The sequence below is a fragment of the Rhizobacter sp. P1_G5 genome, from assembly GCF_056405435.1.
The window spans coordinates 1-1670 of sequence record NZ_JBFUCB010000926.1 but is presented as its reverse complement, the minus strand read 5'-3'; the positions used below and the strand labels follow the sequence as shown (position 1 = coordinate 1670).

1 protein-coding gene is annotated in these 1670 nt (G+C 75.6%); it reads right to left on the bottom strand.

Annotation, left to right across the window (positions count from 1 at the left end; genetic code table 11):
• The coding region (locus AC1D12_RS32820; RefSeq protein ID WP_477845304.1) for an SDR family NAD(P)-dependent oxidoreductase at nucleotides 1-1670 on the bottom strand (1670 nt) is incomplete at both ends.

The window sequence follows — 1670 nt, the reverse complement described above, 5'->3', positions numbered from 1 at the left end:
CTCGCTGAACAGCGGCGGCTCGGTGCCGGCGGCGCGCTGCTCGCGCAGGTGCGCCCAGTCGCTCGCCAGCACCGCGAGCTGCGCGGTCTCGAACGGGCTGCGCGCGCCGTCGCGCCGCATCGCATGGTCGAGCGCGGCCAGCCCGTCGGCCGGCGCGATCGGCTGCAGCGAGCCGGGCTGCACCAGCCGGCGGTCGGCCGCGGCGCCGATCTCGGCCCACGGCCCCCAGTTGATGCTCAGCGTCGGCAGGCCCTGCGCCTGGCGGTGCCAGGCCAGCGCGTCCTCGAAGGCATTCGCCGCCGCGTGGTTGACCTGCCCCGGCGAGCCGGCCACCGATGCGCCGGACGAGAAGAACACCAGGAAGTCCAGCTCGCCGCACAGCGTGTGCAGGTTCCAGCTGCCGAACACCTTCGGGCCCATCACGGTCGCGAAGCGCGGCCAGGTCTGGCCGGCGATCACGCCATCGTCGAGCACGCCGGCTGCGTGGATCACGCCGGCCAGCGGCGCGGTCAGCGCGGCCACCATCCGCTGCACGTCGTCGCGCCGTGCCACGTCGCCGAGCGCAAGCTGCACCTCGACGCCCTGCGCGCGCAGCCGGCCGATCACGCGTTGCGCACGCTCGTCGGCCGCGTTGCGGCCCATCAGCACCAGGTGGCGCGCGCCCTGCTCCGCCAGCCACTCGGCGACGCGCAGCCCGAGCCCGCGCAGGCCACCGGTCACGAGGTAGCCGCGCGACGCGTCGATCGCGAGGCTGCCGTGCGCGGCATGCGCCTCGTGCGGCACCAGCCGCCGCGCCAGCCGGCGGCTGCCGCGCAGCGCAATCTGGTCCTCGCGCGACGCGGCCTGCAGCTCGGCGACCAGCGCCGTGGCCGCCGCAGCCGCATCGGCGGCCGGGTCGAGGTCGATGCGCCGGCACTGCAGCTCCGGATGCTCGATCGCGACCACGTGGCCCATGCCCCAGGCCGTGGCCTGCGCCGGGTTCGCGCCTTCATGGCGGTGCGTGGCCTGCGCGCCGCGCGTCGCGATCCACAGCGCGGGCCGGGACGATCCGGGCTGGGCCGCCATCGCCTGCACCGTCTGCAGCAGCGCGCTGACAAGGAACTGCTGGTCGCGTGCGATGTCGTCGGTCGACAACCCGGCGTGAGCGGCGAGGTCCAGCGCCTGCAGCTGCACGACACCGCGGCACGGCAGCGGGCTGCGCAAGGCTTGAGCGAGCGCGTCGGCGGTCGGCGCCACCAGCTCCGGCAGATCGCCGGCGCGGCGCAGCTCGCCGATCAACGCGTCGGCGAAACCCGCCCGGTCGGCGAGCACCAGCCAGCGCGACGGTTCACGCTCGGCCGCGGCCAGCGGCGCCTGCGCGACGAACACCGCCTGCTGTGCCAGCACCGGGTGCGTCGTCGCGCCCGGCAGCGGCGTGGCGCCCTGCAGGCCGTGCTGCGACAGCAGCGTCGTCCAGCCCTCGCGCGGCATCAGCGCATAGCTGCGGCGCTGCGTGTCGGTGTGCGCCCACCAGCCCTCGAGCAGGCCGACGGTGAGGTCGCCGAAGCGCTGCGGCGTCGTGCCTTCGAGCAGCACCAGCACGCCGCCGGGCGCGAGCAACTGCCGCACATGGCGGATCGTCACGTCGAGGTCGGGCGTGGCGTGCAGCACGTTCGCGCCGAGCACCAGGT